This is a genomic window from Ancylobacter sp. GW821-FHT10E12 (assembly GCF_058809335.1).
The window spans coordinates 17,966-41,635 of sequence record NZ_JBXASN010000016.1 but is presented as its reverse complement, the minus strand read 5'-3'; the positions used below and the strand labels follow the sequence as shown (position 1 = coordinate 41,635).

20 protein-coding genes are annotated in these 23,670 nt (G+C 68.4%); 14 read left to right on the top strand and 6 right to left on the bottom strand.

The window, feature by feature from the left end:
• Positions 1–282 precede the first annotated feature (282 nt).
• The 5 genes from AC1RU4_RS19965 (at position 283) to AC1RU4_RS19945 (ending at position 9,740) form a co-directional block, all read left to right on the top strand.
• Entirely contained in the window at positions 283–3,594 is a 3,312-nt protein-coding gene (locus tag AC1RU4_RS19965; protein ID WP_492892883.1) for a transglutaminase family protein, read from the top strand.
• A 97-nt stretch (positions 3,595–3,691) separates the two neighbouring features.
• A complete protein-coding gene (locus AC1RU4_RS19960) occupies positions 3,692–6,205 on the top strand; it encodes a circularly permuted type 2 ATP-grasp protein (RefSeq protein WP_492892882.1) in 2,514 nt (837 codons plus the stop codon).
• 69 nt (positions 6,206–6,274) lie between these two features.
• Entirely contained in the window at positions 6,275–7,234 is a 960-nt protein-coding gene (locus tag AC1RU4_RS19955) for a transglutaminase family protein (RefSeq protein WP_492892881.1), read from the top strand.
• A 141-nt stretch (positions 7,235–7,375) separates the two neighbouring features.
• Entirely contained in the window at positions 7,376–8,716 is a 1,341-nt protein-coding gene (locus tag AC1RU4_RS19950) for an AmpG family muropeptide MFS transporter (protein WP_492892880.1), read from the top strand.
• 454 nt (positions 8,717–9,170) lie between these two features.
• A complete protein-coding gene (locus AC1RU4_RS19945) occupies positions 9,171–9,740 on the top strand; it encodes a hypothetical protein (protein WP_492892879.1) in 570 nt (189 codons plus the stop codon).
• 123 nt (positions 9,741–9,863) lie between these two features.
• Here the strand turns inward: AC1RU4_RS19945 and recR are convergent, their stop codons facing one another.
• Complete coding sequence (gene recR / locus AC1RU4_RS19940; protein ID WP_492892878.1) at positions 9,864–10,481, bottom strand: recombination mediator RecR; 618 nt, start codon at positions 10,479–10,481, stop codon at positions 9,864–9,866.
• Between the two features lie 249 nt (positions 10,482–10,730).
• On the opposite strand from recR, the gene AC1RU4_RS19935 reads away from it, so the two are divergent.
• Positions 10,731–12,170, top strand: coding sequence for a sodium:proton antiporter (locus AC1RU4_RS19935; protein ID WP_492892876.1), 1,440 nt, complete (start codon positions 10,731–10,733; stop codon positions 12,168–12,170).
• Positions 12,171–12,177: 7 nt separating this feature from the next.
• Here the strand turns inward: AC1RU4_RS19935 and AC1RU4_RS19930 are convergent, their stop codons facing one another.
• From AC1RU4_RS19930 to AC1RU4_RS19920, 3 genes are all read right to left on the bottom strand, one after another.
• The gene (locus AC1RU4_RS19930; RefSeq protein ID WP_492892875.1) at positions 12,178–12,693 is read right to left on the bottom strand and encodes a DUF3016 domain-containing protein; all 516 of its coding nucleotides are present in this window, start codon (positions 12,691–12,693) and stop codon (positions 12,178–12,180) included.
• Between the two features lie 37 nt (positions 12,694–12,730).
• On the bottom strand, positions 12,731–14,326 hold the full coding sequence (locus AC1RU4_RS19925) for a phosphoenolpyruvate carboxykinase (ATP) (protein ID WP_492892991.1): 1,596 nt from the start codon (positions 14,324–14,326) through the stop codon (positions 12,731–12,733).
• 159 nt (positions 14,327–14,485) lie between these two features.
• Complete coding sequence (locus AC1RU4_RS19920) at positions 14,486–15,253, bottom strand: HugZ family pyridoxamine 5'-phosphate oxidase (RefSeq protein WP_492892874.1); 768 nt, start codon at positions 15,251–15,253, stop codon at positions 14,486–14,488.
• 213 nt (positions 15,254–15,466) lie between these two features.
• On the opposite strand from AC1RU4_RS19920, the gene AC1RU4_RS19915 reads away from it, so the two are divergent.
• From AC1RU4_RS19915 to ahcY, 6 genes are all read left to right on the top strand, one after another.
• Positions 15,467–16,165 (top strand): response regulator transcription factor, encoded by a 699-nt coding sequence (locus AC1RU4_RS19915; protein WP_213365125.1) that lies wholly within the window; start codon positions 15,467–15,469, stop codon positions 16,163–16,165.
• Positions 16,166–16,283: 118 nt separating this feature from the next.
• Positions 16,284–18,074, top strand: coding sequence for a stimulus-sensing domain-containing protein (locus tag AC1RU4_RS19910; protein WP_492892990.1), 1,791 nt, complete (start codon positions 16,284–16,286; stop codon positions 18,072–18,074).
• A gap of 10 nt (positions 18,075–18,084) precedes the next feature.
• Positions 18,085–18,570 carry an HPr kinase/phosphorylase gene (locus AC1RU4_RS19905; RefSeq protein ID WP_492892873.1) on the top strand — a complete coding sequence of 162 codons (486 nt, stop codon included), beginning with the start codon at positions 18,085–18,087 and terminating at the stop codon, positions 18,568–18,570.
• Positions 18,571–18,844: 274 nt separating this feature from the next.
• Positions 18,845–19,246, top strand: coding sequence for a PTS sugar transporter subunit IIA (locus AC1RU4_RS19900; RefSeq protein WP_492892872.1), 402 nt, complete (start codon positions 18,845–18,847; stop codon positions 19,244–19,246).
• Positions 19,243–19,539: an HPr family phosphocarrier protein gene (locus AC1RU4_RS19895; protein ID WP_492892871.1), complete on the top strand. Its 297-nt coding sequence runs from the start codon at positions 19,243–19,245 to the stop codon at positions 19,537–19,539. The genes AC1RU4_RS19900 and AC1RU4_RS19895 overlap by 4 nt, the downstream gene beginning before the upstream one ends.
• 177 nt (positions 19,540–19,716) lie before the next feature.
• Positions 19,717–21,138 (top strand): adenosylhomocysteinase, encoded by a 1,422-nt coding sequence (ahcY, locus tag AC1RU4_RS19890; protein ID WP_492892870.1) that lies wholly within the window; start codon positions 19,717–19,719, stop codon positions 21,136–21,138.
• Positions 21,139–21,226: 88 nt separating this feature from the next.
• Here ahcY and AC1RU4_RS19885 read toward each other — a convergent pair whose 3' ends face one another.
• On the bottom strand, positions 21,227–21,730 hold the full coding sequence (locus AC1RU4_RS19885; protein ID WP_492892869.1) for a GNAT family N-acetyltransferase: 504 nt from the start codon (positions 21,728–21,730) through the stop codon (positions 21,227–21,229).
• A 208-nt stretch (positions 21,731–21,938) separates the two neighbouring features.
• Here AC1RU4_RS19885 and AC1RU4_RS19880 point away from each other — a divergent pair, with 208 nt between their 5' ends.
• Positions 21,939–22,244 carry a hypothetical protein gene (locus AC1RU4_RS19880; protein WP_492892868.1) on the top strand — a complete coding sequence of 102 codons (306 nt, stop codon included), beginning with the start codon at positions 21,939–21,941 and terminating at the stop codon, positions 22,242–22,244.
• A gap of 39 nt (positions 22,245–22,283) precedes the next feature.
• Here the strand turns inward: AC1RU4_RS19880 and AC1RU4_RS19875 are convergent, their stop codons facing one another.
• A complete protein-coding gene (locus AC1RU4_RS19875) occupies positions 22,284–23,057 on the bottom strand; it encodes a ferredoxin--NADP reductase (RefSeq protein ID WP_492892867.1) in 774 nt (257 codons plus the stop codon).
• 199 nt (positions 23,058–23,256) lie between these two features.
• Here AC1RU4_RS19875 and AC1RU4_RS19870 point away from each other — a divergent pair, with 199 nt between their 5' ends.
• A complete protein-coding gene (locus tag AC1RU4_RS19870; RefSeq protein ID WP_492892866.1) occupies positions 23,257–23,661 on the top strand; it encodes a VOC family protein in 405 nt (134 codons plus the stop codon).
• Positions 23,662–23,670 lie beyond the last annotated feature (9 nt).

Sequence of the window (23,670 nt, the reverse complement as noted above, 5' to 3'; positions counted from 1 at the left end):
GAGGATCGTTCTCGCTTCCGGCCGCCATCCTCGCGCGCGCCGCACCCGTTGCCGTTACCCGCCGCCGGTATCGACCTGCCTTGATAACAGGCATGATTCTGGCGCTTCCGTGAGCGTCGTTGCGACATCGGAGACCCGGCCGCCTGACGCAGCGCGGACAAAGGCCGCGGCACGATTCCTGCGTTTGTCCTGGGCGAAGTCCAATCGCCTCTTTCAGGGCGGGCGATCGTCGGCGTAGGCTGGCGGCCGCTGTCCGCGTTCTTAGTTCTCAGTTGTGGTGCCATGACCATTTTCGCCAGCCTGCATCACGTCACGGCCTATAAATACGATCGTCCGGTATCGCTCGGCCCCCAGATCATCAGGCTGCGCCCGGCACCGCATTGCCGCACGCCGGTGAAGAGCTATTCGCTCAAGGTCACGCCATCGAACCATTTCGTGAACTGGCAGCAGGACCCGTTCGGCAACTGGATGGCGCGGTTCGTCTTCCCGGAGAAGACAACGGAGTTCCGCATCGAGGTCGACCTCATCGCGGACATGACCGTCTACAATCCCTTCGACTTCTTCGTCGAGGAATATGCCGAGAAGCTGCCCTTCGCCTATACGACCGACCTCGCCAAGGAACTGATTCCCTATCTCGAGGCGGAGGAGGGCGGGCCGCTGCTCGACGCCTATGTCGAGAAGGTGCGGCCGAAGGACGGGGCGCCGACGGTCGACTATCTGGTCGAGCTCAACCAGCAGCTCCAGTCCGACGTCAGCTATCTCATCCGCATGGAGCCGGGCGTACAGGCGCCGGACCAGACCTTGAGCCTCGCCGCCGGCTCCTGCCGCGATTCCGGCTGGCTCTTGGTGCAGATCCTGCGCCGGCTCGGCCTCGCCGCCCGTTTCGTCTCCGGCTATCTCATCCAGCTGAAGCCCGACGTGAAGGCGCTGGACGGCCCGACCGGCACCGAGGTCGACTTCACCGACCTGCACGCGTGGTGCGAGGTCTATCTGCCCGGTGCCGGCTGGATCGGCCTCGACCCGACCTCCGGCCTGCTCTGCGGCGAGAGCCACCTGCCGCTCTGCGCCACGCCGAACTATGTCTCGGCCGCCCCCATCACCGGCGGCTTCACGGCGGAAGAAGGCACGGAGACCGGCTTCGAGTTCGACATGCGGGTCACGCGCGTGTCCGAGAAGCCGCGCGTGACGCTGCCCTTCTCCGACGAGGCCTGGGCGTCGCTCGACGCGCTCGGCGACCGGGTGGATGCCGACCTCGCCGCGCAGGATGTGCGCCTCACCATGGGCGGCGAGCCGACCTTCATCTCCATCGACGACTATCAGAGCGCCGAATGGAACACCGCCGCCGTCGGGCCGACCAAGCGCATGCGGGCGGACGATCTCATCCGGCGCCTGCGCAAGCGCTTCGCGCCGGGCGGCATGCTGCATTACGGACAGGGCAAGTGGTATCCCGGCGAAAGCCTGCCGCGCTGGACCTTCTCGCTGTATTGGCGCAAGGACGGCAAGCCGATCTGGCGCGATCCCGCGCTCGTCGCCGCCGAGACCTATACCGGCGCGGCAATCGAGGAGGCCAAGGCCTTCACCGAGAATCTCGCCGAGCGGCTCGGCCTGGCGGCCGCCTATGCCCAGCCCGCCTATGAGGACGCCGCTCACTGGATCGTCAAGGAAGGCGAGCTGCCGGAAAACGTCGACACGCTTGATTCCAAGCTGGAGAACCCGGAGGAGCGCGCGCGTCTCGCTCGCGTCTTCTCGCGCGGCCTCGGCAAGGCAAGCGGCTATGTATTGCCGATCCAGCGCTGGCAGGCCCGCAGCCGCCTCGGCTGGATGAGCGAAGTCTGGCAGTTCCGGCGCGGCAAGCTGCTGCTGGTTCCCGGTGACAGCCCGGTCGGCTACCGCCTGCCGCTCGCCAGCCTGCCCTGGGTGCCGCCGGCGCTGTATCCCTATGTCAATCCGGCCGATCCGATGGTGATTTCCGGCGATCTGCCGGATGTGGAGGCGCTGCATCAGCGCTATCGGCGGGTGAGTAACGAGGAAGGCCACCAGGAGAAGATCGATCAGGTGCTCACCGGCACCGGCTCGGTGCGCACCGCGCTTTCCGTCGAGCCGCGCGACGGACGCATCTGCGTGTTCATGCCGCCGACCGAGCGGCTGGAGGACTATCTCGAACTGCTCGCCGCGGTCGAAGTTACCGCCGCCGAGCTCAAGCTGCCGGTGCATATCGAGGGCTATACGCCGCCGGTCGATCCGAGGCTCAACGTCATCCGCGTCGCTCCCGATCCGGGGGTCATCGAGGTCAACGTCCACCCGGCGGCGAACTGGAAGACCTGTGTCGAGATTACCCGCGACCTCTATGAGGACGCCCGCCAGACCCGGCTCGGCACCGAGAAGTTCATGGTCGACGGCCGCCACACCGGCACCGGCGGCGGCAACCATGTGGTGGTGGGCGGTGCCACCCCGGCGGACAGTCCGTTCCTGCGCCGGCCGGACCTCTTGAAGAGCCTGATCCTGTATTGGCAGCGCCATCCTTCGCTGTCCTACCTGTTCTCCGGCCTGTTCATCGGCCCGACCAGCCAGGCCCCGCGCATCGACGAGGCCCGGCACGACAGCCTCTACGAGCTGGAAATCGCGTTCTCCAACGTGCCGGCGCCCCATCGCGGCATGGCGCCGCCGCCCTGGCTGGTTGACCGGCTGTTCCGCAACCTGCTCACCGACGTCACCGGCAATACCCACCGCTCGGAAATCTGCATCGACAAGCTGTTCTCGCCGGACGGGCCGACCGGCCGGCTCGGCCTCGTCGAGTTCCGCTCCTTCGAGATGCCGCCGGACTGGCGGATGAGCCTTGCCCAGCAATTGCTGCTGCGCGCCCTCATCGCCTGGTTCTGGCGCGAGCCGCAGGAGGGCGAGCTCACCCGCTGGGGCACGTCGCTCGCCGATCGCTTCATGCTGCCGCATTTCGTGTGGGCGGACTTCATGGACGTGCTGCACGATCTCGGCCGTGCCGGCTATCGCGTCGACCCAGCCTGGTTCGAGGCGCAGCGCGAGTTCCGCTTTCCCTATTTCGGCCAGGTCGAGCATGGCGGCGTGTCGCTGGAGATCCGCCAGGCGCTGGAGCCGTGGAACGTGCTCGGCGAGGAAGGGGCGGCGGGCGGCACGGTGCGCTTCGTCGATTCCTCGGTGGAGCGGCTGCAGGCGCGGGTGGAGGGGCTCAACCCGACCCGCCACATCGTCACCTGCAACGGAAGGCGCCTGCCGCTGGTCCCCACCGGGCGGTTCGGCGAATATGTCGCGGGCGTGCGCTTCAAGGCGTGGCAGCCGGCGTCCGGCCTGCACCCGACCATCCCGGTGCATGCTCCGCTTACATTCGACATCGTCGATTTGTGGTCGAACCGCTCGCTCGGCGGCTGCGTCTACCATGTCGCCCATCCGGGCGGGCGGAATTACGAGACTTTTCCGGTGAATTCCTACGAGGCGCAGGCCCGGCGTCTGGCGCGGTTCCAGGATTACGGCCACACTCCCGGCTATCTGTTCGTGCCGCCGGAAGAGCCGACGCCGGAATTCCCCGCCACTCTCGATCTCAGGAGGCCGGCGCGGATCTGACGCGGCGCCGGGAGCGCGGCGCGGCGCCGGCGTTGATCGCCGGCCCCGGCCGTGGTGCCGCGTGGGGGCGTGTCCGAAAACCCGGGTCGAGGAGGCCATGGCGGGAGGGAGCGAGCTGCAGGCATTGACGCGCCGCTTCGAGGCTGAAGCGGCGGATTCGCTGCTGTCCGGCTATCGGCCGCTGCCCGGCGTCCATGACGAACTCGTCGACGGCGAGGGCAAGCTGCGCCCGCATTGGGGGCCGCTGCTGGCGACGCTGGCTGAGATGGGCGTCGACGAGGTCAACCGCCTCTTCACGGCCGCCGACCGCTATCTCTACCGTTCCGGCGTGTTCTACCGCGTCTATGACGATCCCGGCGGCGGCGAGCGCCCCTGGCCGCTGTCGCATCTCCCGCTGCTCATCGACGAGACGGAATGGCAGGCGCTGTCGCGCGGGCTGATCCAGCGCGCGCAGATGCTGGAATCGGTGCTCGCCGACATCTATGGCGATGGCGAACTGGTGCGTTCCGGCGCCCTGCCGGCGGCGGCGGTGGCCGGTAGCCCGGAATTCCTGCGACCGCTGGTCGGGGTCGATCCGCATGGCGGGAGCTTCCTGCGCATCTATGCCGCCGATGTCGGGCGCGGGCCGGATGGCAATTGGTGGGTGCTGTCCGACCGTACCCAGTCGCCCTCCGGTGCCGGCTACGCGCTGGAGAACCGCATCGCCATCTCGCGTTCGCTGCCGGAACTGTCGCGTTCGATGAACGTCGTGCGGCTCGCCGGCTATTTCCAGGGCCTGCGCGCCGGCCTCACCCGGCTCGACCGCTCCGGCGAGGGGCGGGTGGGGCTACTTACCCCCGGTCCGCTCAACGAGACCTATTTCGAGCATGCCTATCTCGCCCGCTATCTCGGCTTCGTGCTGCTGGAGGGCGAGGACCTGACCGTGCGCGACAACGCGGTCTATGTGCGCACCGTTGCCGGGCTGAAGCGGGTCGACGTGCTGCTGCGCCGCCTCGATTCCGATTTCGCCGATCCGCTCGAGCTCAATCCGCGCTCGCGGCTCGGCGTTCCGGGCCTGGTGCAGGCGATCCGCGCCGGCGGGGTGGCGCTGGCCAATGCGCTCGGCGCCGGCCTCATCGAGGCGCCGCTGATGATGAGCTTCCTGCCGAAGATCGGCCCGCGCATCCTCGGCGAGGACCTGCAGCTGCCCAACGTCGCCACCTGGTGGTGCGGGCAGGCGGCCGAGCGCGAGCGGGTGCTGGATGAGATCGATGATCTCGTCATCGCCCCGGCTTTCGCCCGCACGCTGCCGGGCCTGCTCGACGACGGCCCGGTGATCGGCGCCGACCTGACGCCCGCGCGCCGCGCCGAGCTCATCAATGCGATCCGCACCCGCGGGGTGGATTTCATCGGCCAGGAGGCGGTGCGCCTGTCGACCATGCCGGTCTGGCGCAATGGCCAGCTGGAGCCGCGCCCCTTCATCCTTCGCATCTACGTGGCGGCGACCGAAGACGGCTGGCGGGTGATGCCCGGTGGCTTCTGCCGCGTCTCGGACAGCCTCGATGCCCGCGCTGTGACCATGCAGAGCGGCGGGCGCTCGGCCGATGTCTGGGTGCTCGGCACTGCGCCGGCGGAGCAGACGACGCTGCTGCCGACCCCCGGTGCCGGCGAGGTGCGACGTCAGATCGGCCCGCTGCCCAGCCGCGCCGCTGACAATTTCTTCTGGCTCGGCCGCTATGTCGAGCGCGCCGAGCTCACCTTGCGCCTGCTGCGCACCCTGGTCGGCCGGCTGTCCTCGACCATCGAGGGCGACACGACATCGGTGGAGAAGCTCACCCTGCTGCTCCAGACCTGGGGCGCGGTGCCGGCGGGCCTAGCCCAGAAACAGACGACGCGCCATGCGCTTGCCGTGCTCTCCCGCCGCGACCTGTCCGGGGCGCTGCCCAACATCGTCGAGGCGGCGCGCCAGACCGCCTCGGTCATCCGCGACCGCCTGTCGCCCGATGCCTGGCGCACCCTCGCCGATCTCGCGCTGATGCTGGCCGAGCCGGTTCCCGCCAGGGGCATCGAGGCCGATGCGCATGAGCGGCTGGAGCGGGCGCTCCGCGCGCTCTCGGCCTTTTCCGGCCTCGCCTCGGAAAACATGAACCGGCAGGCCGGCTGGCGCTTCCTCGATCTCGGCCGGCGCATCGAGCGGGGCATCGCCACCGCCCGCATGTCCCGCACCCTGGTCGGCGAGACCGCCAGCGCCAGCACGCTCGACGTGCTGCTCGAGCTCTGCGACAGCCAGATCACCTATCGCTCGCGCTATGTGATGACCGAGAGCCGCGCGCCGGTGCTCGATCTCGTTCTGCTCGACCCGGTCAACCCGCGCTCGCTCGCCTACCAGATCGACTGCGTCGCCGATCATCTCGACCAGTTGCCCGGCCACCACGGCGACGAGCCGCCTCTGCCGGAGGAGCGCCTCGCCGCGCGGCTGCTGGCCTCGATGCGGGCTTTCGGCGCCAACGAGTTCGACGATGCCCGGCTGCGCGAGGTCGAATCGCAACTGATGGAGTTGTCAAACGACATCGCCGAGCGCTACTTCATCCATCGGTCGCCGGTCGAGACGCCATGGGATTTCCTGGCCTGATCGGCTTCTTGGCCTGAACCGGATTTCCTGGCCCGAACGGAGATGTGCCGGCGTGAGCGGATGGCGCGCATGAAATACGACATCCACCAGACCACCGCCTACGCCTATGCCCAACCGGTGCCGGTGGCACGACATGTGGTGCGCATGGTGCCGGTGAACCGTCCCGGCCAGCGCGTGGTCGCCAGCCATTTCTCCGTCGACCCCGAGCCGGCGGAGTGGACCGACACCACCGACTTCTTCGGCAACAAGGTCGCGCATATCCGCATCGAGACCCCGCATACCCGCTTCACCGTGCGCACCACCGCGCGGGTCGAGGTGGATCCCGGCATCGAGCACGACCCTGCCTCCGGGCCGGGCTGGGAAGAGGTGCGCGAGGCAGTGGGGCTGTGCGACGACCTGTCCGACCGCTCGCCGGTGCATCACGTCTACCCAAGCCCGGCGGTGCCGCTCAGTTCGCCGATAACCGACTGGACGATAAAGAGTTTTTCCGCCGGCCGGCCGATGCTGGAAGGCGCGGTCGAGCTGATGAACCGGCTGCATGACGAGTTCACCTACGATTCCCGCGCCACCGATGTCTCCACCCCCGCCATCGATGCCTTCGAGATGCGGCGCGGCGTGTGCCAGGATTTCGCGCATATCATGATCACCGGCCTGCGCGGGCTCGGGCTTCCGGCGGCCTATGTCTCCGGCTTCCTGCGTACCGAACCGCCGCCCGGCAAGGAGCGGCTGCAGGGCGCCGATGCCACCCATGCCTGGGTAAATGTCTGGTGCGGAAACGAAATCGGCTGGGTGGGCCTCGACCCCACCAATGCGCTGGTCGTCTCCACCGACCATGTCGTGCTCGCCATCGGCCGCGACTATACCGATGTCGCCCCGATCGGCGGGGTGCTGATCGGCTCCGGCCGGCAGAAGCTCTCGGTCGCCGTCGACGTCATCCCGATGCCGGAGGAACCGGCGGCCGACGCCGTGTCCGGCGAGACGTCCAGTGAGACCGGTGAGGTGTACGATGGGACCGAAAATCCCGGTTGACGGACCGATTTCGGGCCGGGAGCCGCGCCGGCGCGACAGCGTGGCGGCGGCGGGTTAGAAAGACCGCATCGCCATCCGAATCGCCCACCGGTCCCCCCGCCGAATTCCCGCCGACCCCCCGCTCATGGGAATGTGCCGCTCATGACCGAGACCGCCCGTCCATCCATGCCGGCCGACGAGGGCATGGACGGCTTCCTCGCCAGCCTCCGGGTCTATCTGCGCCCGCGGGTGCTGATCGTCATCCTGCTCGGCTTCTCCTCCGGCCTGCCGCTGGCGCTGTCCGGGGCGACGCTGACCATCTGGATGGCGGAGGCGAAGGTGAACCTCGCCACCATCGGCCTGTTCGCCCTGGTCGGGGTGCCCTACAATTTCAAGTTCATCTGGGCGCCGCTGGTCGATGCGCTGGATGTTCCCATCCTCTCCCGTCTGCTCGGGCGGCGGCGCGGCTGGCTGGTGTTCACCCAATTGCTGCTGGCGGTGGCGATCCTGTGGCTGGGCTTCCAGGACCCGGTCGCGGCGCCCTGGCATGTGGCGCTCGGCGCCTTCCTCGTCGCCTGCGCCTCGGCGACGCAGGACATCGTCGTCGACGCCTTCCGCGTCGAGAGCCTGGAGACCCGCGAGCAGGCGGCCGGCATGGCCGGCTATGTCGCCGCCTACCGGGTCGGCATGCTGGCCTCCGGCGCCGGGGTGGTGCTGCTGGTGGCGTGGTTCGAGGCGATCGGCGTCGACCGCGCCGATGTCTGGGCCTTCGGCTACATGGCGGCGGCGCTGATGGTCGGCGTCGGCTTCCTCGCCACGCTGTTCGCCCGCGAGCCGGCGGGCAATGCCGGGCTGGTGCGCGAGCCGAACGTCGCCAAGCGGGTATGGGACACCGCGGTCGGCGCCTTTGCCGACATGCTGATGCGCCGCGACGCGGTCGCCATCCTCGCCTTCGTGGTGTTCTTCAAGTTCTGCGACGCCTTTGCCGGGGTGCTGACCGGCGCCTTCGTCATCGATATCGGCTTCGACAAGGCGGCCTATGCCGGCATCGTCAAGGGCGTGGGCTTCGCCGCCGCACTGCTCGGCGGCTTTGCCGGCGGCTTGATCGCCCGAGCGCTGCCATTGGGCCGGGCCTTGTGGATCGCCGGCATCCTGCAGATGCTCTCCAACCTGGTGTTCTCGTGGCAGGCCTGGATGGGGGTGGACCTCGGCGCGCTGACGCTGACCATCCTCGTCGAGAACTTCACCGGCGCCATCGGCACGGTGATTTTCGTCGCCTATATCTCGGCGCTGTGCGGCGCGCGCGCGCACACCGCGACGCAATACGCGCTGCTGACCGCGCTGGCGGCGGTGGGGCGGACGTTCCTCGCCTCAGGCGCTGGCTTCGTCGCCGAAAGCACGGGATGGGTGGTGTTCTTCGCGGTGACGGCATTCGCCGCGCTGCCGGGGCTGGCGCTGCTGGCCTATCTGCAGGCGCGGGGGCATTTCCGGGGGCTGGGGTAGGGGGGCGAGTGTATGATAGTGCCTGCAAATGTCCCACTCATGGCGCTTTGACACATATCAGAAGCGCTCTAGAGGGCCATTAAATTGCCCGGCCTTTGCCGCATCAGCAAAGCGTATTATGCAGGGATTCCTTGCGTTTCGTCGGCGTGTATGCTATCGAATAGAAACGGCGGGGCATTGCCCCGCCGTCCTGACTCTATGTCAAGAGCAGGGGAAATAGGATGGGTACCAGCCATCCAAATTTCCCGGGGATGCCGTTCCCCATAATCTACCTCCAATCTCGCGCTTCCATGGCGCGTATGCCGCTTGCACGGAGGCCCCGGATGATCCGGGGCCTTTGCGCGGTATTTACCGCATTCACAATCTACATGATGAGGCCGCTCCACACAAGCTGCCCGGTGTTGCTGTGTGGGCGCGGGCGTGAGATACGTATGGGGAACAAACGGAGGCCATCATGGAAGACGCAGCTTACCGTAACGCGGCAGCGCGACGAGAGGATCTGGCCGCGGAAATAAACAAGCTCCAACAGAGACTTGAGGAGGCGAGGCGCGACCTAATTCGCGTTTCAAAATTTATGGAAGATTGGCAAGAATTTGCGGGTGTGAGTGTCGATAGCACCCCTGTGGGGAATGTGGATATCAGCGCCGTGTCGCTAGATACGCGCACGCCGCGGCCGAAGAATCCACCAAAAGAACAGGTAATAGAGGAGGCGCGGGCGATTCTTATGGACGGTGGCCGCCCAATGAGTCGTACCGAACTTTTCTCAGGACTGCGGTCGCGCGGGGTGATCCTAAACGGATCTGATCCCGAAATGGTACTGTCTACGATGCTTTGGCGGATGAAGGACCGCATCGCTCGCACCAAGAAAGGGTATTGGCTGGCAGAAATTCCTTACCCTGACGCCGATTATACCCCCGAGAACAATACCCTCATGGAGAATGCCCTCAACATGAGCCTCTCTGAGCTACCCGATCCGGGTGTAGACTACGAAGAGCAGGAAGAACCGGGTGGCATATTTAAGTAAAACTACGTGATTAGGTCTTGCAAAATCGTGCCGCCCGCGCCGCGCAAGTGCGTGGATGCTTACTTGCGTAAAGAGGATAATCGCCTTTTAGGTTGACGTCGAATTGTAGATTGATCGGTTGTTTTACAACGCCGTCCTCGCCCGGATCGCCGCCGCCAGCGTACCCTCGTCGAGATAGTCGAGCTCGCCGCCCACCGGCACGCCATGCGCCAGCCGCGTCACCTTCACTCCGGTGTCGCGTAACAGTTCGGTGACGTAATGCGCGGTGGTCTGGCCGTCCACCGTGGCGCCGAGCGCGATCAGCACCTCGGTGATGCCGCCATTCGGCCCCCGCTCGCGCACCCGACCGATCAGGCTGGCAATGTTGAGCTCGTCCGGGCCGATGCCGTCGAGCGGGGAGAGCGTGCCGCCCAGCACATGGTAGCGCGCATTCATCGCCCCGGAACGCTCCAGCGCCCACAGGTCGGCCACGTCCGCCACCACGATCAGCATCGCGGTGTCGCGGGTCGGGTCCGAGCAGACCAGGCACGGGCTGCGCACGTCGAGATTGCCGCAGACCGGGCAGGTCTCGATCTTGCCGAGCACCTCGGAAAGCGCGCTTGCCAGCGGCGCCATCAGCGCCTCGCGCTTCTTGATCAATTGCAGCGCCGCCCGTCGCGCCGAGCGCGGCCCGAGGCCGGGCACCCGCGCCAGCAGCTGGATGAGCCGTTCGATCTCGGGGCCGGCGACGGCACGGGCCATGGCGAATCCTCCTGCGCGCCGGCGGCGCGGGCTAGAACTAGAACCCTCGCGCGGGCGATTCAACCGGCGGCGCCGCTGCGGCGCCGTCCGCGCTGGCTAGAACCGTCCCGGCCGCGCGACCATGGCCGCCCGGCGCGGGGTGCACCGGCATCGACATCGGCGCCGGCATCGATGCCGGCCGGATTTCCTCGACAGGCCGGGGAGGGGTTGCTAACCCCAACGCGGGGCATCGAGACGTGGGGGAGCGCGATGGCGAAGCTGTTCGGAGCGGCGAGGACGGCGGCGCTGGCGGCGGGCCTCATGGCCGGCATGGCCGCGCCGGCCCTCGCCGCCGAGGGGGCCGGCATCGACGGCGCCAGCCTGTCGCTGGCCTGGGGCATCCCCTTTGCCGGCATGCTGCTCTCCATCGCCATCCTGCCGCTGGTGTCGCCGCATGTCTGGCATCACCATTACGGCAAGGTGGCGCTGTTCTGGGCGCTGGCCTATCTGGTGCCCTTCGTGGCGCTGCAGGGGGCGGGCATCGCGACCTATGAGGTCGTGCACGCGGCGCTGCTGGAATATATCCCCTTCATCATCCTGCTGTTCACGCTGTTCACCATTTCCGGCGGCATCCTGGTCACCGGAAACCTGCATGGCAGCCCGGCGGTGAACACCGCGATGCTCGCCATCGGCACCGTGCTCGCCAGCCTGATCGGCACCACGGGGGCCTCGATGGTGCTGATCCGCCCGCTGCTGCGCGCCAATGACAACCGGCGCCACAATGTGCACACCGTGGTGTTCTTCATCTTCCTGGTCTCGAATATCGGCGGCTCGCTCACTCCGCTCGGCGACCCGCCGCTGTTCCTCGGCTTCCTCAAGGGCGTCGATTTCTTCTGGACCACCAGCCACCTGTTCCACGATACCGCGCTGGTGGTGGCGATCCTGCTCGTCGCCTTCTACGGGCTCGACCGCTGGTTCTACGCGCGCGAGGAGAGGCGGCCGCCCAGGCCCGACCCGACGCCGGACACCGAGAGCATCGGCCTGCGCGGCCTCGCCAACCTGCCGCTGCTCGCCGGCGTCATCGGCGCCATCCTGGTCAGCGCGCTGTGGAAGCCGGATATCGAGTTCAACGTCGCCGGCACCCACCTGCCGCTGCCCTCGGTGGTGCGCGACGCCATCCTGCTGGTGCTGGCCGGCGTGTCGATGGCGGTGACGCCCGCCTTCATCCGCGAGCGCAACGGCTTCGACTGGGAGCCGATCCGCGAGGTGGCCAAGCTGTTCGCGGCGATCTTCCTCACCATCATCCCGGTGATCGCGATCCTCAAGGCCGGCTCCGGCGGCGCGCTGTCCGGGCTGGTGGCGCTGGTCACCGACGAGGCGGGCGAGCCGTTCAATGCCGGCTATTTCTGGATGACCGGCATCCTGTCCGGCTTCCTCGACAATGCGCCGACCTACCTGGTGTTCTTCAACCTCGCCGGCGGCGACGCGGGCGAATTGATGAACCGCTACGCGACGACGCTGGAGGCGATCTCGGCCGGCGCGGTGTTCATGGGGGCGCTGACCTATATCGGCAATGCGCCGAACTTCATGGTGCTGGCCATCGCCAGAAGCCGCGGCGTGAAGATGCCGAGCTTCTTCGGCTACATGGCGTGGTCGGGCATCTTCCTGCTGCCCTGCTTCGCGCTGCTCACCTTCCTGTATTTCCGCTGAGCCGGGCTCAGCCTTGCGCGCCGGTGGCGAAGCGGGCGCGCAACCAGGCGGCGATCATCGCCCGCTCGTAGCGCAGCGGATCGGACGAGCGGGCGGCGCGCGGGTCCATCAGGTAGTTCATCGCCCGCAGCGTCGCCTCGCCCCGCGCGATCACGCGGCCGTGCCGCAGCAGCCGGTAGCGCAGGGCGAGCGAGGGCCAGGTGTCCGCGCGCATCACCCGCAATTCGCCGGTGCGGGAGGCGAGGGGATCGATGCTGCCGGCGAGGTCGAGGGCGAGGATGTCGATCTCCAGCACGTCGCCGGCCGGCAGGGCGCGCGCCGCCTCGCGGGCGAAGATGCGGGACAGACCCTCGAAGGTCAGCCGCCGGTCGACCGGCGACCAGGCGAGATTGCCGTCGACATAGGTCTCGGGCGCGATGAAGCGCAAGGCCGCCGCACCGTCGCCGGCGAGCGCCGGGGCCGCAGTGAGCAGGGCGGCCGCCAGCGCGACGGCCCGGATCGCGTATCGGCTCGCTTCCGCCACGGCGTCTCTCCCGGCCTTGTGCCGGGAGAGAGTGCCATCACTCGGCGGCGATCGCCATGCCCGGCTGGGCGTCCCGCAATTCCGCGTCGAACTCGCCCTCGAAGCGGGCGAAATTGGCGGCGAACAGGCCGACGAGGCGGCGCGCCGCCATCACGTAGTCCATGCGGTTGCCCCAGCTCTGCGCCGGCTCCAGCAGGCGCGCGTCGACGCCCTCGGCCGCCACCGGCACCTCGATGCCGAAATGCGGGTCGGGGCGGAACTCGCCCTGCGCCAGCGTGCCGTCGAGCGCGGCGGCGACCAGCAGGCGCGTGGTCTCCAGCGGGATGCGCGTGCCCTTGCCGGCTTCCGGACCGGCGCCCCGGCCGGCGGGACCGCCGCTCCAGCCGGTATTGACCAGCCAGCAGGTCACCTCGCCGCCGGCGAGCCGGTCGCGCAGCAGCCGGCCGTGGAGGGGGGAGCGCTCGTCGGGGGCGAAGCGCGGCTCGTGTCCGTCCGGGCCGACGGAATAGCCGGACAGGAAATGATAGAGCGCCTGGCTGGCGCTGAGGCGGGCGATCGGCGGCAGCACGCCGAAGCTGTCGCAGCTGGTCAGGATCAGCGTGCGCGGCGCGCCGGCCGCCATGCCGAAATCGCCGGCCGCCAGCGTCGCGCGCGCCGCCTCGCCGACGCCCGCGAGGTCCGGCTCCCGGCTGTCGGCGTCGAGCGGGACATTCTCCAACACCACGTCGAAGCCCGCCGCCTCGATATCCCGCACGCGCGGGCGCAGGCCGCCGAGCGGGCTGAACACGCCGTCGGCGCTCCAGCCGAGGGCGCCGTCGCCGATGCGGCCGGTGCGCGGGTCGGCGGCCAGCGTGCCGGCCAGCGTGCTCTTGCCGCTGCCCGGCGAACCGACGAACAGCGTCACCTCGCCATGCGGGCCGATATCCGCCGCCCCGTCCAGCACCAGCACGCCGGCCTCGCCGAGCACCGCGTCGAGATGGGCGAGGACGGCGCGCTGCACGGCGCCGAAATCGAGGGTGCCGCCGACGAGGATCAGCCCCTGCGCCGGGTCCTCGACGATGGCGCTGGCCTCGCCGAGGCCGTGCCGCTCGGCATCCGGCCGGAAATGCGGCAGGCAGAACAGCGTGACGTCCGGCACGAAGCCGTCGAGCGCCGCGCGGTCGGGGCGCTGCATCAGGTTGCGGATCGCCAGCGCGTGCCAGGCATGCTCGGCGAATACCCGCACCCGGCGCACATGGCCCGGCGCCGTCGCGGCATGAAGGTCCTGCGCGAAAAGGGTGCGCCCGGCCGCATAGGCGATCATGTCGTCCCGGAGCCGCTCGAAGGCCTCGCGCGGCAGCGCCAGCGGATCGGCCCGGTGGTCGAGGGCCGGGGCGCCGTCCTGCGCCGCTCCCGCATCCTCATGGAGGATTTCCTCGTGCGCCAAATCCTCGCGCACCACATCCTCGCGCACCACATGGCGCGCGGCGGTGTCGCCGGCGCCGGTCTCCACGACCAGCGCGCCGGTCGCCGACAGCCGCGCCTCGCCGCGGGCGATGGCGCGCTCATAGAGCGTGGGGCCCGCAAGGTTCCAGAATACCTTGCCCGAACCCGAAAGACCCGTCGCCGCAGCGGCGTTCTCCAGGTTGCGCATGCCGGTTTCCAGCATGTTGAACTCCTTCTCGTCATGCCCGCCGGCCGGCACCGTGAAGGAGCACTCGGGCCATTTGTCTGTCATACGGGGTCGAATTCGTGGCGAAACCGGGTCGGGGGCGAGGCGGCGTTTACCCTCGCCCCGCCGCCGGACCCAGCGTCAATGGTCGCCGCGCGAGGAGGGCACGCCGGCGATTTTGCGAGCCTTCACCGCGAGTTCGACCAGGATGCGGTGCACGTCGCCGGCCGTGGTGATGCGCCGGTCGAACGGCAGGCGCCGCGTCTCGACCCCGGTCATCAGGTCGCACCCCTCCGGGTCGATGCCGGCCATCCGCCAGTCGCCGGGCGCGGCGCCGAGCAGGGCGGTGGCGTAGAGGCCGATGGCGTCGGCATGGTCGTCGTTCATGTGCTCGACGGCGCCGGCCTCGCTCGACGCCACCTCGTCGGCCCCGGTCAGGTCGGTGAGGAAATCGGCGGCGGGCAATTCGACGATGCGGCCGAAGCCGGCGACGAGATGCGCGCTTTCCAGCACGATGCGGTGGAAGGCGAAGTCGGCGAAACCGGCAAAGCCGGCGGCGTCGGGATGGCGGGCGAGGAAGCGCCGGCGGGCGGTGGCGATGTCCTCCTCGCTCGCGATGCGGCCGATCCGGCCCTTCAGGCTGACCCGCGCGCCCTGCAATTCGTCGCCCTGGCGGTCCTCGTCCAGCAGCAGGCTCACCCGCGAGTCGGCGGCGATGTTGCGGGTGTGGCGGGCGAGCTGGGAGAGCAGCAGCAGCGGCGAGCCGTCATGCAGCGTCGCGGTCTGCACCAGCGAGGCATAGGGCCAGCCGTCGCGGTCGAGGCTGGCCAGCGCGCCGGTGCGCGCCTCGCGGATGAGCCGCCTGACGGTGGCGGGCGCGTCGAAACCGGGGGTGGAGGTGTCGTTCATGGAAGTCCCCTGAATGGCTTTCCCGGCCAGGAGCCTGAGTGGCGAAGCCGGCGGGCGGCGTCAAGCACCGTCGCGGGCGGCATGCGGCCGCACATTGGCTATGTGACTCAAAACGCGCTATTCCTAGGTGAGTCTCCTTGCGTGTCACATTATGGACACGCCAGCACGGTTCACCGCCCGTTGCGCATGACGCCGCCGAACAGGAAAATGTAGATGCCGACCATCGCTCTCGTCGACGACGACCGCAACATCCTGACTTCCGTCTCGATCGCCCTCGAATCCGAAGGTTACCGCATCCAGACCTATACCGACGGCGCCACCGCGCTCGACGGGTTCAAGAGCAATCCCCCCGACCTCGCCATCTTCGACATCAAGATGCCGCGCATGGACGGCATGGAGCTGTTGCGCCGCCTGCGGCAGAAGAGCGACATGCCGGTGATCTTCCTCACCTCCAAGGACGACGAGATCGACGAGCTGTTCGGCCTGAAGATGGGCGCCGACGACTTCATCAAGAAGCCGTTCTCCCAGCGCCTGCTGGTCGAGCGGGTGAAGGCGGTGCTGCGCCGCGTGGCGCCGAAGGACGGCACCGCCCCGCGCGAGACCGACAGCGCCAAGGTGCTGGAGCGCGGGCTGCTGCGCATGGACCCCGAGCGGCATACCTGCACCTGGAAGGGCGAGAACGTCACCCTCACCGTCACCGAGTTCCTGATCCTGCAGGCGCTCGCCACCCGCCCCGGCGTGGTGAAGAGCCGCAACGCGCTGATGGACGCGGCCTATGACGACCAAGTCTATGTCGACGACCGCACCATCGACAGCCACATCAAGCGGCTGCGCAAGAAGTTCAAGGTGACGGACGACAATTTCGAGATGATCGAAACGCTGTACGGCGTCGGGTACCGCTTCAAGGAGTAGGCGTTCCTTGCTCGATCCCGAATCGACGCGCGCCAGGCTGCCGGGCGAACCGCCTCCCGGCGACGAGCCGGAGGAACAGGACGAGGCCGCGCCCGAAGCCGGGCGGCGCAGGCTCGGCCTGGCGGCGGCGCTCGCCTCGGGGGCGCTGGTCTCCGGCATCGTCGGCGCGGCGCGCCGGCTGCGCAATTTCGTCGCCTTCAAGAGCTTCTCCAGCCTCACCCGCCGCATCGTGCTGCTCAACCTCGCCGGCATGGCGGCGCTGGTGGCGGGCATCCTCTATCTCTCCGAATTCCGCGCCGGGCTGATCGACGCGCGGGTGCAGAGCCTGTTGGTGCAGGGCGAGATCATCGCCGGCGCCATCGCCGCCAATGCGCAGGTCGAGACCAACGCCATCACCATCGACCCCGAGCGGCTGCTGGAACTGCAGGCCGGCGAGAGCTACGGGCCGGGCGAGGAGGGCTTCGCCCCGCTGGAATTCCCGATCAATCCCGAGCGCGTCGCCCCGGTGCTGAAGCGCCTCGTCGAGCCGACCGGCACCCGCGCCCGCATCTATGACCGCGACGGGCTGCTGCTGCTGGATTCCCAGTCGCTCTATTCGCGCGGCGAGATCCTGCGCTTCGAGCTGCCGACCCCCACCGCGCGTCCGCCGAACTGGATGGAGCACGGCTGGAACAGCGTGAAGATGTGGTTCGAGCGCGGCGACCTGCCGCTCTATCGCGAGCTCGGGCCCAATAACGGCAAGGGCTACCCGCAGGTGGTGGACGCGCTCACCGGCCAGAAGTCGAGCGCGGTGCAGGTGAACGAGCGCGGCCAGATCATCGTCTCGGTGGCGGTGCCGGTGCAGCGCTTCCGCGCCGTGCTCGGCGCGCTGCTGCTCTCCACCCAGGGCGGCGAGATCGACGAGGCGGTGGCGGCCGAGCGGCTGGTCATCGTGCGGGTCTTCGTCGTCGCCATGGTGGTGATGGTGGTGCTGTCGCTGCTGCTCGCCGGTACCATTGCCGGCCCGGTGCGCCGCCTCGCCGACGCCGCCGAGCGGGTGCGCCGGCGCACCCGCCAGCGGGTGGAGATCCCCGACTTCACCAGCCGTTCCGACGAGATCGGGCATCTGTCGGGCGCGCTGCGCGACATGACCGACGCGCTCTATTCGCGCATCGAGGCGATCGAGAGCTTCGCCGCCGACGTCTCGCACGAATTGAAGAACCCGCTCACCTCGCTGCGCTCCGCCGTCGAGACGCTGCCGCTGGCCCGCAACGACGTCTCGCGCGGCCGGCTGATGGAAGTGATCCAGCACGACGTGAAGCGGCTCGACCGGCTGATCACCGACATTTCCGACGCCAGCCGCCTCGATGCCGAATTGCAGCGCCAGGAGGCCGAGCCGGTCGACCTGCGGCGCCTGCTCACCACCGTGTGCGGGGTGCACAATGACGTGATGCGCGGCGATGGCGTCACCGTGAAGCTGATCTTCGAGCCGGCGGGCGGCGAGGCGAAGGGGCATCCCTTCATCGTGCCGGGCCACGATTCCCGGCTCGGCCAGGTGATCAACAACCTCGTCGACAATGCCCGCTCCTTCTCGCCCAAGGGCGGCGAGGTGCGCGTGACCTGCCGCCAGGCCAAGGGGGCGGTGGAGATCCTCGTCGACGATGACGGGCCGGGCATTCCCGAGCACGCGCTCGGGCGCATCTTCGAGCGCTTCTACACCGACCGGCCGGAGGAGCAGGGCTTCGGCCAGAATTCCGGCCTCGGCCTGTCGATCTCCCGGCAGATCGTCGAGGCGCATGGCGGGCGCATCTGGGCGGAGAACCGCCCGGCCGCGCCGCCGCCCCCACCCGAACCCGGCAAGCGCCGCCGCGCGGCGAAGAAGGGGGCGTCCGGCGGGGCGCGCTTCATCGTGAGGCTGCCCTGCGCCTGAGGAGGACGAGATGGCCGACGACACTACGCAGCCCGGCGCAGGTCTCAGCGCCACCCACCACGCCTCCTGCGTGCGCGTCGGCGAGGCGGGGGTGCTGATCCGCGGCCCCTCGGGCTCGGGCAAGTCGCATCTCGCCTTCGCGCTCATCCTCGCCGGCCGCGCCGGGCTGATCCCGCCGACCGTGCTGGTCGGCGACGACCGCATCGTGCTGGAGTCGCGCGGCGACCGGCTGCTGGCCCGCCCGGTGCCGGTGCTGGCCGGCCTGATCGAGGTGCGCGGCGCCGGGCTGCGGCGGGTGCCGCATGTCGAGGAGGTGGAGGTGGCGCTGGTCGTCGACCTCGCCGATGCCGATGGCGCCAGGCTGCCGCGCCGCGAGGACGGCCGCATCCGCCTCGGCGGCGTCGAGATCCACCGGCTGCCGGTCTATGACCGCGGCGATGCCGTCCACCAGGTGCTGGCCATGCTGACCACCGAGGCGGGACTGGACGACGCATAGGCCCCCGTCGTCCGGGGGGAGGCGCCCGCGCGGCAGAAAATGCTTTCGATGCAGTGGCATGGAGCGGGACGGGCGCCGCCGGTCCGGGCCTCGCCATAGCTGCTCCAGCGTCATCCCCAGGATTTCACGCACCGCACTTGCCATTTAGGTGCAGCGCAACGATGATATGTGCCCCGCGAAGAGCGGGAACGGATCTGCGTATCTCGGAAGTCCCGGCGCCCAGTCGCTGTCGACGCGCTCGGGTTCGTGCCGTTCAGCCGCACGGCGGAGCAGAATGATAGGGCTTGTACTCGTCACCCACGGCCGCCTCGCCAGCGAGTTCCGTGCCGCACTGGAACATGTGATGGGACCGCAGTCCCAGATCGAGTCCGTCACCATCGGGCCCGATGACGATATCGAGCAGCGCCGCCTCGACATCGTCGCCTCGGTGAAGGCGGTCAATACCGGCGACGGCGTGGTGATCCTCACCGACATGTTCGGCGGCACCCCCTCCAACCTCGCCATTTCGGTGATGACCGAGCCGGATATCGAGGTGGTCGCCGGCATCAACCTGCCGATGCTGGTCAAGCTCGCCACCGTGCGCGGCGAGGTGCCGATGGATGTCGCGGTCGCCCAGGCCCAGGAGGCCGGGCGCAAATACATCAACATTGCCAGCCGGGTGCTCGCGGGAAAATGACGACCGTGCCGGGCGTGTCGAAACCGCTGCAGCGCGAGCTCGCCATCCTCAACAAGCGTGGCCTGCACGCCCGCGCCTCCGCCAAATTCGTCCAGACCGTGGAGCGCTTCGACGCCGCGGTGCGCGTCACCCGCTGTGGCGAGACGGTGAGCGGCACCTCGATCATGGGGTTGATGATGCTCGCCGCCGCCACCGGCACCACCATCCTCGTCGAGGCCGAGGGACGGGAGGCGCAGGCCGCCATCGCCGCGCTGGCCGATCTCGTCGCCGACCGTTTCGGCGAAGGCGAGTAGGCTGCGGCCTGTCACATAAAGACATCTTTATATCGTTATTGAAACCTCCGGCCGGGGCTGCTATCAACCCGACCGAGCTTCGATCCACCGGACCGGGGCCGGTTCGCATCGCCCCTGTCGTCCGGCATGGGCCGCGCCGGCTCGCGGCACGCACCGTCAGCCAAAGGAATTGCGACCATGGCCCTCGCCAGCGAATACATTGTCAAGGACATCGGCCTCGCCGGCTTCGGCCGCAAGGAGATCGACCTCGCCGAGACCGAAATGCCGGGCCTGATGGCGATCCGCGCCGAATACGGCCCCTCGCAGCCGCTCAAGGGCGCGCGCATCGCCGGCTCGCTGCACATGACCATCCAGACCGCGGTGCTGATCGAGACGCTGAAGGCGCTCGGCGCCGACGTGCGCTGGGTCTCTTGCAACATCTTCTCCACCCAGGACCACGCCGCCGCCGCCATTGCCGAGGCCGGCATCCCGGTCTTCGCCTACAAGGGCGAGACGCTGGTGGAATATTGGGACTTCACCGCCCGCCTGTTCGACTGGCACGGCGGCAAGGACGGCGAAACCCTGGTGCCGAACCTCATCCTCGACGATGGCGGCGACGCCACCATGCTGGTGCATTACGGCCTGCGTGCCGAGCAGGGCGACACCGCCTTCCTCGATACGCCGGGCTCGGAGGAAGAGGAGATCTTCTTCGCGCTGATCCGCCGCCTGCTGTCGCAGAAGCCGAAGGGCTGGTTCGGTGAGGTCGCCACCTCGATCAAGGGCGTGTCGGAGGAGACCACCACCGGCGTGCACCGGCTCTACAAGCTGGCCGAGCAGGGCAAGCTGCTGTTCCCGGCGATCAACGTCAACGACTCGGTGACCAAGTCGAAATTCGACAACCTCTATGGCTGCCGCGAATCGCTGGTCGACGCCATCCGCCGCGGCACCGACGTGATGCTGGCCGGCAAGGTGGCCTTCGTCGCCGGCTTCGGCGATGTCGGCAAGGGCTCGGCCGCCTCGCTGCGGCAGGCCGGCGCCCGCGTCATCGTCTCGGAAGTCGACCCGATCTGCGCGCTGCAGGCGTCGATGGAAGGCTATGAGGTGGCGACCATCGAGGACGCCTTCTCCCGCGCCGACATCTACGTCACCTGCACCGGCAACAAGGACATCATCACCGTCGACCACATGCGGCAGATGAAGGACCGGGCCATCGTCTGCAACATCGGCCATTTCGACAACGAGATCCAGGTCGCCGGCCTGCGCAACTTCACCTGGACCAACATCAAGCCGCAGGTGGACGAGATCACGTTCCCGGCCGGCAACCGCATCATCCTCTTGTCGGAAGGCCGGCTGGTGAATCTCGGCAACGCGATGGGCCACCCGTCCTTCGTGATGTCGTCCTCGTTCTCCAACCAGACGCTGGCGCAGGTCGACCTGTGGGTGAACCCCGGCAAGTACGACCGGAAGGTCTACACCCTGCCGAAGGTGCTCGACGAGAAGGTGGCGGCGCTGCATCTCGAAAAGCTCGGCGTGAAGCTGACCAAGCTCTCCCCCGAACAGGCCGACTATATCGGCGTGACGGTCGACGGCCCGTTCAAGGCGGATCACTACCGCTATTGAGCGTGCGGCCTTTGCGGCTTGCCGACGGTGAAGGGCGCCTCGCGGCGCCCTTTTTCGTCCGGGAGGGAGCGCGGCGCCTCCCGCGGCCTCACAGGTCCTTCTGCATCAGCACCAGGTCCAGCCGCTGGCCGAACTTGATGCCGATGCCGCGCATGTAGCCGCTCTGCTCGAAGCCGAGCCGGGCGTGCAGGGCGATGGAGGCGGCATTGCCGGCGGTGATGCCGCCGATCATCACCTTCTTGTCCAATGCCCGCGCCGGCCCGAACAGCGCCTCGACCAGCTGCCGGCCGATGCCGCGCCCCTGTGCGCGCTCCGCCACATAGACCGAATGCTCGACGCTGACGCGGTAGCCCTCGAAGGGGCGGAAATCGCCGAAGCTCGCATAGCCGAGCACCTCGTCGCCGATCGCCTCGTCCTCCCCGACCGCCACCATCACCGGATAGCGCTTGGAGATGCGGTCGGCGAGCCAGGCGCGCCGGTTGGCGAGATCGGTGGGGGTGTCGTTCCAGATGGCGGTGGAGGTGAGGACGGCGCGATTGTAGATGTCGAGGATGCCGACGAGATCGCGCTCCTCCGCGTGGCGAAGCAGCATGGCGGTTCTTTCGTTTTGGGCCTTCCACCGGCCGATTCGGGGCCGAATGGGACGGCCATGACGGACGATCTTTCGCGCATTTTCGACGGGGCGCAATGTCGCGCGTGGCGAAAATCGACCGCGCAAATCTGGAACGGCCACCGGATCGACCCATATGACGGGTACCAGCGGTTCAAGCCACTGGCGACGTGACGAGGAAGGAAAAGGAATGAGCGCGAACGATCCGTTCGGCCAGATGCGATTTACCGTGCAGCGCGTGAGCTGGTGGCAGGTGGCGATCGTCGTCGCCGTGGCGCTGGCCCTGGGCACGGCACTGGCCCTGGTGGCGGCGAGCGTGTTCCTGGTGGTGGCGCCGGTGGTGCTGATCGCCGGCCTGGCCTACAAGCTGTTCGGCGGCCGCAAGCCGGCGCGGCCGGGCGGCGTCACCGTGATCGACGCCGAATACCGCGTGCTCACCCCGGAAGAGGCCGCGCGCCGGCCGGGCCCCGCGCGGGACACCGACCGGCTGCGCTGAGCCGGAGGTTTTTCCGCGCGGGCTGCTGCCCGGCGCGGGCTATTTCTCGACGAACGCCTTCTCGATCACGAAGTCGCCCGGCTCGGTGGTCGAGCCTTCCTCGAAGGCGAGCTCCTTCAGGATGACGCGCATGTCGTCGAGCAGCTGCGGGCTGCCGCACAGCATGACGCGGTCGTCCTCCTTGTCGAGCGGCGGCTCGCCGATGTCGGCGAACAGCTTGCCGGAGGTGATGAGGTCGGTGATGCGGCCCTGGTTGCGATAGGGCTCGCGCGTCACCGTCGGGTAATAGACCAGCTTCTCGCGCACCAGCTCGCCGAAATACTCGTTATCCGGCAGCTCCTTCTCGATGAAGTCCTGATAGGCGAGCTCGGCGACGGTGCGCACGCCGTGCACCAGGATGACCTTCTCGTAATTCTCGTAGGTCTCCGGGTCCTTGATCAGGCTCATGAAGGGCGCCAGCCCGGTGCCGGTGGCGAGCAGATAGAGCCGCCTTCCGGGCACCAGATAGTCGACCAGCAGCGTGCCGGTCGGCTTGCGCCCGACGATCACCTCGTCGCCGACCTTGAGGTTCCTCAGCCGCGAGGTCAAAGGGCCGTTCGGCACCTTGATCGAGAAGAATTCGAGCGTCTCCTCGTAATTGGCGCTGGCGATCGAATAGGCGCGCAGCAGCGGCTTGCCGTTCACGGGCAGGCCGATCATCACGAACTGGCCGTTCTTGAAGCGCAGCGCCGGATCGCGCGTGGTGGTGAAGGTGAACAGGTTGTCCGTCCAGTGATGCACCGACAGGACGCGCTCGTGATGGAGATTGCTCATTTACGAACCGTTTATGTGAAAACTTCCAAACAAGCCGGAAGTCATGTAATTCCGTGGCGGGGGTTTACTGCGCATCGGCGCCGCTGTCGAGCGGATCCGTTGCGTAGCCGCTCCCGGCTTGCGCGTGTCCCGGCTTGCGCAGGGCGGCTCCGCTGTCCTGAATGGGCGGGGTCGGCCGCTTCGGCGATGAGGGAGCCCAATGTTCAGCCACATCATTCTCGGCGCCCGCGATCTGGCGCGTCTGGCGGCCTTCTACGAGGCGGCGCTGGCACCGCTCGGCCTCGAGCGGCGCGACGAGCCGCCCGATGGCGGGCCGGAGGGCGTGATGTTCGCACGTCCCGGCCGGCACTGGCCGCAATTCTTCGTGCAGTTGCCCTTCAACGGGCTGCCGGCGACCTGGGGCAACGGCACCCAGGTGAGCTTCATGGCGCCCTCGACGGCGGCGGTCGACGCGGCGCATGCGGCGGCGCTGGCGCATGGCGGCATCGACGAGGGCGCGCCGGGGCCGCGCCCGCATTACGGGCCGGACTATTACGGCGCCTATTGCCGCGACCCGGAAGGCAACAAGTTGTGCTTCGTCCACGCCGGCTTTGACGGCGGCTGATACCTCCGG

Bases quoted from the DNA above. Each gene is read 5' to 3' on its own strand.
- AC1RU4_RS19965 (WP_492892883.1), top strand. From the start codon at position 283: ATGACCATTTTCGCCAGCCTGCATCACGTCACGGCCTATAAATACGAT.
- AC1RU4_RS19960 (WP_492892882.1), top strand. From the start codon at position 3,692: ATGGCGGGAGGGAGCGAGCTGCAGGCATTGACGCGCCGCTTCGAGGCT.
- AC1RU4_RS19955 (WP_492892881.1), top strand. From the start codon at position 6,275: ATGAAATACGACATCCACCAGACCACCGCCTACGCCTATGCCCAACCG.
- AC1RU4_RS19950 (WP_492892880.1), top strand. From the start codon at position 7,376: ATGACCGAGACCGCCCGTCCATCCATGCCGGCCGACGAGGGCATGGAC.
- AC1RU4_RS19945 (WP_492892879.1), top strand. From the start codon at position 9,171: ATGGAAGACGCAGCTTACCGTAACGCGGCAGCGCGACGAGAGGATCTG.
- recR (WP_492892878.1), bottom strand. From the start codon at position 10,481: ATGGCCCGTGCCGTCGCCGGCCCCGAGATCGAACGGCTCATCCAGCTG.
- AC1RU4_RS19935 (WP_492892876.1), top strand. From the start codon at position 10,731: ATGGCGAAGCTGTTCGGAGCGGCGAGGACGGCGGCGCTGGCGGCGGGC.
- AC1RU4_RS19925 (WP_492892991.1), bottom strand. From the start codon at position 14,326: ATGCGCAACCTGGAGAACGCCGCTGCGGCGACGGGTCTTTCGGGTTCG.
- AC1RU4_RS19920 (WP_492892874.1), bottom strand. From the start codon at position 15,253: ATGAACGACACCTCCACCCCCGGTTTCGACGCGCCCGCCACCGTCAGG.
- AC1RU4_RS19915 (WP_213365125.1), top strand. From the start codon at position 15,467: ATGCCGACCATCGCTCTCGTCGACGACGACCGCAACATCCTGACTTCC.
- AC1RU4_RS19905 (WP_492892873.1), top strand. From the start codon at position 18,085: ATGGCCGACGACACTACGCAGCCCGGCGCAGGTCTCAGCGCCACCCAC.
- AC1RU4_RS19900 (WP_492892872.1), top strand. From the start codon at position 18,845: ATGATAGGGCTTGTACTCGTCACCCACGGCCGCCTCGCCAGCGAGTTC.
- AC1RU4_RS19895 (WP_492892871.1), top strand. From the start codon at position 19,243: ATGACGACCGTGCCGGGCGTGTCGAAACCGCTGCAGCGCGAGCTCGCC.
- ahcY (WP_492892870.1), top strand. From the start codon at position 19,717: ATGGCCCTCGCCAGCGAATACATTGTCAAGGACATCGGCCTCGCCGGC.
- AC1RU4_RS19885 (WP_492892869.1), bottom strand. From the start codon at position 21,730: ATGCTGCTTCGCCACGCGGAGGAGCGCGATCTCGTCGGCATCCTCGAC.
- AC1RU4_RS19880 (WP_492892868.1), top strand. From the start codon at position 21,939: ATGAGCGCGAACGATCCGTTCGGCCAGATGCGATTTACCGTGCAGCGC.
- AC1RU4_RS19875 (WP_492892867.1), bottom strand. From the start codon at position 23,057: ATGAGCAATCTCCATCACGAGCGCGTCCTGTCGGTGCATCACTGGACG.
- AC1RU4_RS19870 (WP_492892866.1), top strand. From the start codon at position 23,257: ATGTTCAGCCACATCATTCTCGGCGCCCGCGATCTGGCGCGTCTGGCG.